Below are 6,194 nucleotides of genomic sequence, written 5' to 3' on the forward strand. Positions count from 1 at the left end.
CCCGAGAAGCTCGAAATCGCCCATTGGTTGTTGACCACGTTGAAGATCACCGGCGCGCGATAGACGGTGGCGAAGGTCAATGCGGAGTGGAAATCGCCCTCCGCGGTCGATCCCTCGCCGCACCAGGTCGCCGCGATCCGCGTGTCGCCCTTCGAGGCCGAGGCCATCGCCCAGCCGACCGCCTGCGGATATTGCGTCGTGAGATTGCCCGAGATCGAGAAGAACCCCGCCTCGCGCACCGAGTACATGATCGGAAGCTGCTTGCCCTGCAGCCGGTCGGCGCGGTTGGAGTAGATCTGGTTCATCATGTCGACCAGCGACCAATCGCGCGCGATGAGCAGCCCCTGCTGGCGATAGGAGGGGAAGCACATATCGTCATATTGCAGCGCATAGGCCGCGGCGACCGCCACCGCCTCCTCGCCCAAGGACTTCATGTAGAAGCTCGTCTTGCCCTGCCGCTGCGCGCGGAACATCCGTTCGTCGAACGCGCGGACCAGCGCCATGTGGCGCAGCATCCGCCGCAGCCTGTCGGGCGACAGCCGCGGGTTCCACGGGCCAACCGCCTGCCCCGCATCGTCGAGCACGCGAACCATCGAGTACGACAGGTCGGTGAAATCGGCGGGGGCAGCGTGGGTATCGGGGCGCGGCGCGGCGCCGGCCGCGGGGATATCGACCGCGGAAAAGTCCACCTCGTCACCGGGCCGGAAGCGCGGCTCCGGCACGTGAAGCGCCAGGGGTTTCAGATTGCTACGATCGCCGACCATGCTCTCTCCAAGACTCGCGCCGGTCTTGGCGGCGCGCACAGCCCCTTCGCGCGGTTGAAATAATATTTCAAGCGCTCTCGTATGCTGCTTGGCTCTTTCGGGCAGCATGAAGGCTGCGATCGGCCGCTCGCGGTGGTCAGGATAGCATGGGGAAGCGGCGCGCGGCAGGGGCGGTATCGCACCTAAGCGGCTCGCGCTCGTCGCCCCGTTCGACAGGCTCAGCCCCAACGGGGTTAGATGGCGGCGGTTGAGCGCAGCAATTAGCGCGGGCGGGCGATCGGAGTCGCGGCGAGTAAAGCGTCGAGCTCCCGCATCGTCAGCGGCGCGAGGAATTCGCAGCCGATATCGCCGTCGTTCGCCCAGACGATGCGCGCGTGGCGCTCGGTGCCGTCGGGCAGGCTGATCTTCAGCGTCACCCCCGGGGGGAGCGGAATCGACAGGCGCGCGCGGATTCCATGCGACGAGGCGTCGAGCACCTCGATCGACAAGGCGATACGCGCGGTCGCGCGGCACTCGACCGGGGAGCGCGGTGCGCGGCGTTCGTCATTGGGCTGCGTGCGAAGGGCCATCGATCCTGTCCTTTTGCCGGACCGACATTGCCACGACTCTGGTTAACGCGGCGTAACGATTGCCCTAAACAGAAACGGCCCGGCGGGGGGTCCCGCCGGGCCGGCCGTTGTTGGCAAGACGCCCGAGGCGCCGATCAGTCGCGCTGGCCCATGAAAGACAGCAGGAACTGGAACATGTTGATGAAGTCGAGATAGAGCGACAGCGCGCCCATGATCACCGCCTTGCCGATCATGTCCGTCCCGGCGACATAAGCATACATGCTCTTGATCCGCTGCGTATCATAAGCGGTGAGGCCCGCGAACAGCAGCACGCCGACCGCGCTGATCACCATCGCCATCGCCGGCGACTTGAAGAACAGGTTGAGCAGCGAGGCGACGATGAGACCCACCACGCCCATGATCAGGAACGTGCCCATGCCCGACAAATCGCGCTTCGTCGTATAGCCGTAGAGGCTCAGCGACAGGAAGGCGACCGCGGTGGCGAAGAAGGTGATCGCGATCGAGGTGCCGGTGTAGACGAGAAAGATCGTCGACATCGACACGCCCATCACCGCCGCGAAGGCCCAGAAAATGAGCTGCGCCGCGCCGGTCGAGAGCCGGTTGAGCCCGAAATTGAGCACCATGATGAAGGCGAGCGGCGAGAAGATCACCACATATTTGAGGATGCCCGGCGCCAGGAACACCTGCGCCGCGAGGCTATCGCGCCCGCCGCTGGCGAACAGCAGCGCCACGATCCCGGTGAGCAACACGCCGGATGCCATATAGTTATAGACCGACAGCATGTACGACCGGAGACCCGCGTCATACGCGGCACCGCGCGTATCGGCGGCGCTCGTCCCGAACGGGGCGGCAGTCGGCCGGGGGTCAGACCAGTTAGCCATTGTCAATTCGCTCCTTTGTCCGGCAATGAACGAGGCCGGCACACCGGAAATATTGCCCGTATGGCCGCTTTTTTCAAGCGAGGCGGCCCCGAGCAATCTTTCGTTACAAAACGTTACAGCAAAAGTCTGTTCAGGATGCATCGCCTTTTCGTCGCGCTTCGCCCGCCACCCGCGGTCCGCGCCGTGCTCGCGGCGGCGATGGGCGGCGTCCCCGGCGCGCGCTGGCAGGACGATGCCCAGCTCCACCTCACATTGCGGTTCATCGGCGAGGTCGAGCGGCCGCTGGCCGAGGACATCGCGCTGACGATCGAATCGATCGCCGCACCCGCGCCGAGCGTCGCGCTCGCCGGGGTCGGGCGGTTCGAGAAACGCGGGCGGGCCGATACGTTATGGGCCGGGGTCGCGCCGCATGACGCGCTCGCCGCGCTTCATCGCAAGGTCGATCACGCCCTGGTGCGGCTCGGGCTCGAACCCGAGCGGCGCCCCTATCTGCCGCATGTCACGCTCGCGCGATTGCCGCGGAGCGCGGGCCACGGGCCGGCGCTCGACCGCTGGCTGGCGGATCATGCCGCGCTGACCAGCGCGCATTTTACGATGCCGGAGCTGATCCTCTACGAAAGCCAGCTCGGCAGCGACGGGGCATTCTACGCGCCGGTGGTGCGCCGCGCGCTTGCGACAAATGAGTCTCGGACCTGAACTTCTCCCGCCGTCATGCCGGACTTGATCCGGCATCCAGAGCCACAAAGAGCATCGCTCGCTGCTCTGGATGCCGGGTCAGGCCCGGCATGACGGCGGATTGGAGGCTCGGGCCGGCATGACAATTAACCAGCCGGGGTGAACCGCAGCGTCCGTTTCACCGGATCGGCCTCGTCGAGCCGGACGGTGATGCGATCGCCGGGGTCGCCGCTGTCGCTCAGCACCCGCGCCACTACCGGCAGACCGACCAGCTGGATGCGCGCGCCGCGATCGTCGCGATCGAGGATCAGCGCCGGGAAGCTCTCCCCCTCGCGGCCGTGGAGCAGCACCGCCTCCGCCATGTCGATCACCGCGCGGTCGATCGCACCGGCGATCGCGCCCGAATGCGCCATCACCGCGGGCAGCTTCTCGAACGCCGCCGACACCACATCGGGCACCGCCTGTCCGTTGGCGATCGCCAGCGTCGCGCGGACGACATAGCGGTCGGCGAGCCGGCGCAGCGGCGCGGTGGCATGGGCGTAGGTGGCCGCCACCGCCGCCTGCCACGGCACGACCCCGGGGCGATAGGGCGCATAGCTCGCCCCCTCACCCGCGCGGCGGATTGCGACCATCAGCGCCGCCTCGCGCGGGTTGTGCCCGTCGAGCCTTTTCTGGAGATCGGCGAGCGACATCGCCGCCGGCCAGTCGACCCCGAGCGCCTCGGCAGCGTGGCGCAGCCGCACCACCGCGCGCGCGTCGGGCGCCGGCATCACGCGGAACAGCCCGGTATGATGCGCCAGCAACGACGCCGCCACCGCGAGATTGGTGGCGAGCGACAGCGCCGCGTTGCGATCCTCCGCCTCCTCGCGCGGGGCGAAGCGAAGCTGGAACTTGCCGTCGCCGTTGCGTGCCAGTTCCTGCTCGGGCGGATCGACCCGCGAGGCGCCGCGCTGATCCTCCGCCGCCGCGACGCGGCGCGCGAGCTCGGCGAACCCGGCCGGAAGATCGGCGTCGGTCGCGGTTTCGTAGGCGAGCTTGGCACGGCTGCGGGTCAGCGCGCGTTCGGCGCCGTCGAGCGTCGCCTTGCCATCGGGCGCGACACGCACCGCGAAGATCACCGCCGGGCGATCGCCGGTCGGCAACAGGCTCGCCGCGCCCTCGCCGAGCGCCGGGGGATAAAGCGACGCCTTTCCGTCGGGCAGATAGAGCGATTCGCCGCGCCGCCACGCCTCGACATCGAGCAACCCGCCATCGTCGACGAACCATGCGACATCGGCGATCGCATAACGCAGCAACAGATCGTTGCCTGCCGCCTCGATCGCGAACGCCTGGTCGAGATCGGTCGAGCTGGCGGGATCGAGCGTGACGAACGGGATCGCGGTACGATCGACATGCGCGTTCGGCACGCGCTTCGCGGCTTCGTCGGCAGCGGCGAGTATCTCGGGCGCGAAGCCCTGCGGGACGTTATATTGGGTGCGGATCGCGGCGAGCCCCTCGGTCAGCGCGCGGTCGGGATCGAGCAAGGTCTTCATCGCCCCCGGCTATAGGCCAAGCCGCGCGCCCGGTCGATCACGGCTGGTCGATCATGCGAGCGGTGGCTCCGGCGCGCTACCCGTGGCAAGGGAGCAAGCGATGGCCCCTTCCCCGCTCCTCCCGATCGACGCAGCGCAGGCGCGCTTGCTCGCGCTCGCACCGGCGATCCCCGCCGAAACCCTGCCGCTCGCCGCCGCCGCCGGACGCTATCTGCGCGCACCGGCGACCGCGCGCCGGACCCAGCCGGCGGCGGACCTGTCGGCGATGGACGGCTATGCGATCCGCTTCGCCGACCTGCCCGGCCCGTGGCAGGTGATCGGCGAGAGCGCCGCGGGCCGCGACTTTGCGGGCACCGTCGCGCCGGGCGAGGCGGTGCGCATCTTTACCGGGGCGGCGATGCCGGGGGGCGCCGATACCGTATTGGTGCAGGAGGAGGCGCGGCGCGACGGCGCGACGCTGCATCTCGCCGGCGAGGGCCCAACGCGGCGCGCGCGCAATGTCCGTGCGCGAGGGCTCGACTTTCATGAGGGCGACAATCTCGGCGAAACCGGCGCCGCGCTGACCCCGGCGCGCCTCGCCCTGCTCGCCACCGGCGGCGTCGGCGAGGTGAGCGTGAGCCGCCGGGTGCGCGTCGCGCTCGCCGCGACCGGCGACGAACTGATCGAGCCGGGCAGCGCTGGCGCCGGCCTTCCGGAATCCAACCGGCTGATGCTGCGCGCGATGCTCGCGGACCTGCCGATCGAGATCGTCGATCTCGGCATCCTGCCCGACCGGCTCGACGTGCTGACCCGCGCCTTTGCCGATGTTGCCGCCGATCTGCTCGTCACCACCGGGGGCGCGTCGGTCGGGGATCATGACCTCGTCCGTCCCGCGCTCGAAGCGGCAGGGGCGGTGATCGATTTCTGGCGCATCGCGTTGCGCCCCGGCAAGCCGATGATGGCCGGGCGGCGCGGCGATTGCGCGGTCGTCGGGCTGCCGGGCAATCCGGTTTCGGCGTTCGTGACCGGGTTGCTGTTCGTCCGCCCGCTCGCCGCGCGGATCGCCGGCGCGCGCGATCCGCTGCCGCGCGCGACGCTTGCCACGCTCGGCGAGGCGCTGCCCGCCAACGGTGAGCGCACCGATTATATCCGGGCGGAACAACGCGATGGCCGGGTCTATGCGGCGGCGATCCAGGACAGTTCGATGCTCGCCACGCTGGCGCGCGCGACCTGCCTTATCGTGCGCGCGCCGCATGCGCCGGCGGCGGCGGCGGGCGATATGGCGGAAATCCTCGTCATTGCGTGACGCGATCGCTTGACCGGCGGCGACATGTTCCGTAAAAGTTCCGCGTCTGTTCGCCGCTCGGAGGATCGCAATGCTCACCAGGAAACAGCATGAGCTGATCTGTTTCATCCACGATCGCCTCGCCGAAACCGGCGTGTCGCCGTCGTTCGAGGAAATGAAGGAGGCGCTCGACCTCAAATCGAAGTCGGGGGTCCACCGGCTGATCAGCGCGCTCGAGGAACGCGGCTTTCTGCGCCGTCTGCCCAATCGGGCGCGCGCGCTCGAAGTGGTCAAGATGCCCGAGCGGGTCGAGCCGTCGCGCGCCGCTGCTGCCGCTTCTGCGCCGCCGCGCCGCGCCACGCCCGAACCGGCGAACGATGTGATCGAAATCCCGCTCCACGGCCGGATCGCCGCTGGCCTGCCGATCGAGGCGTTCGAGGGATCGAGCACCTTGCCGGTCCCCGCCGCCTTGCTCGGTTCGGGCGAGCATTTCGCGCTCGAAGTGGCGG

At 69.0% G+C, this 6,194-nt stretch carries 6 protein-coding genes and 1 pseudogene (1 of these 7 only partly in view); 3 read left to right on the forward strand and 4 right to left on the reverse strand.

All coding sequences use genetic code 11. The features are described 5' to 3' along the window. The 3 genes and pseudogenes from BGN95_RS17765 to BGN95_RS17775 form a co-directional block, all read right to left on the reverse strand. Positions 1-764: pseudogene (locus tag BGN95_RS17765) on the reverse strand (3-methyl-2-oxobutanoate dehydrogenase (2-methylpropanoyl-transferring) subunit alpha); the annotation flags it as partial. A gap of 260 nt (positions 765-1,024) precedes the next feature. Beyond that, positions 1,025-1,333 carry a PilZ domain-containing protein gene (locus BGN95_RS17770; protein ID WP_179511995.1) on the reverse strand — a complete coding sequence of 103 codons (309 nt, stop codon included), beginning with the start codon at positions 1,331-1,333 and terminating at the stop codon, positions 1,025-1,027. Between the two features lie 134 nt (positions 1,334-1,467). Next, entirely contained in the window at positions 1,468-2,214 is a 747-nt protein-coding gene (locus tag BGN95_RS17775) for a Bax inhibitor-1/YccA family protein (protein WP_179511996.1), read from the reverse strand. Positions 2,215-2,349: 135 nt separating this feature from the next. Between BGN95_RS17775 and thpR the strand changes: the two genes are divergently transcribed. Further along, positions 2,350-2,910 carry an RNA 2',3'-cyclic phosphodiesterase gene (thpR, locus tag BGN95_RS17780; RefSeq protein ID WP_286773505.1) on the forward strand — a complete coding sequence of 187 codons (561 nt, stop codon included), beginning with the start codon at positions 2,350-2,352 and terminating at the stop codon, positions 2,908-2,910. A 125-nt stretch (positions 2,911-3,035) separates the two neighbouring features. On the opposite strand, the gene BGN95_RS17785 is transcribed toward thpR, so the two are convergent. Further along, complete coding sequence (locus BGN95_RS17785) at positions 3,036-4,421, reverse strand: RNB domain-containing ribonuclease (RefSeq protein ID WP_286773506.1); 1,386 nt, start codon at positions 4,419-4,421, stop codon at positions 3,036-3,038. A gap of 100 nt (positions 4,422-4,521) precedes the next feature. On the opposite strand from BGN95_RS17785, the gene BGN95_RS17790 reads away from it, so the two are divergent. Beyond that, positions 4,522-5,706: a molybdopterin molybdotransferase MoeA gene (locus BGN95_RS17790; protein WP_286773507.1), complete on the forward strand. Its 1,185-nt coding sequence runs from the start codon at positions 4,522-4,524 to the stop codon at positions 5,704-5,706. Between the two features lie 70 nt (positions 5,707-5,776). After that, positions 5,777-6,194 carry part of the coding region annotated (locus BGN95_RS17795; protein ID WP_286773508.1) for a LexA family protein on the forward strand (this coding region is incomplete at its 3' end). The annotated region continues 19 nt past the right edge of the window, so 418 of the 437 annotated nt are shown.

This window comes from Sphingomonas sp. 66-10 (assembly GCF_001897045.1).
In the GTDB taxonomy this organism is placed as follows: domain Bacteria; phylum Pseudomonadota; class Alphaproteobacteria; order Sphingomonadales; family Sphingomonadaceae; genus Sphingomonas; species Sphingomonas lycopersici.

What these genes read in the sequence shown, in the direction of transcription:
- thpR (WP_286773505.1), top strand. Translation starts at nt 2,350, where the DNA reads ATGCATCGCCTTTTCGTCGCGCTTCGCCCGCCACCCGCGGTCCGCGCC.
- BGN95_RS17775 (WP_179511996.1), bottom strand. Translation starts at nt 2,214, where the DNA reads ATGGCTAACTGGTCTGACCCCCGGCCGACTGCCGCCCCGTTCGGGACG.
- BGN95_RS17785 (WP_286773506.1), bottom strand. Translation starts at nt 4,421, where the DNA reads ATGAAGACCTTGCTCGATCCCGACCGCGCGCTGACCGAGGGGCTCGCC.
- BGN95_RS17770 (WP_179511995.1), bottom strand. Translation starts at nt 1,333, where the DNA reads ATGGCCCTTCGCACGCAGCCCAATGACGAACGCCGCGCACCGCGCTCC.
- BGN95_RS17790 (WP_286773507.1), top strand. Translation starts at nt 4,522, where the DNA reads ATGGCCCCTTCCCCGCTCCTCCCGATCGACGCAGCGCAGGCGCGCTTG.